General features: G+C 44.2%; 1 protein-coding gene. It reads right to left on the bottom strand.

Annotation, left to right across the window (positions count from 1 at the left end):
• Positions 1 to 518, bottom strand: a 518-nt coding sequence (locus FD04_RS12565) for an MBG domain-containing protein (protein WP_162255745.1), incomplete at both ends; no start/stop codon positions are given.

Here is a 518-nt window from a genome sequence, read left to right as displayed (position 1 = left end):
GTCACACTTGGCAAGTTTGGCTCACCCTTCGGTGTTTCAGTGACTCTGGCGGTGTTCGTATCGGTACTGATATCAACCACCGTCTTGTCACCGTCTGGCCAATCCTTGGTGATCTGCGTAATCGCTCCAGAACCATCTACCTGAGTTCTGGTGACACCGCCATCTGGATCTTTGGAAACAGATTGAATGATAAAATTGCCTGAAATGAAGTCAGTATCACTCAGTGAGTAATTTGAATTTGCATCACGTACTTTCTGCTTTCCCGCTTGATTCAAATTAATGACGTAAGTTCCAACTGCAGTTGGAATTGTATCGGCACCATCAAAGGTGAAATCTGAATTAGTAAGAACTGGATGTCCAGTAAGTGTACTACCGTAACTTACGCCAAATTCAGGAGTTGCATCACCTTCATCGATCACTTCACTGTTAACTGTAATCTGAGTTTCTTCATCACCAGTTGTAGCCTTTGCCTTGATCGTCAAAGTCCCGGCAATGAAGTCGCTACTTGTGAACGTGTA

Origin of the sequence: Secundilactobacillus odoratitofui DSM 19909 = JCM 15043 (assembly GCF_001434895.1) — a bacterium.
GTDB classification, from domain to species: domain Bacteria; phylum Bacillota; class Bacilli; order Lactobacillales; family Lactobacillaceae; genus Secundilactobacillus; species Secundilactobacillus odoratitofui.
This window is presented reverse-complemented; position numbering and strand designations above follow the sequence as displayed.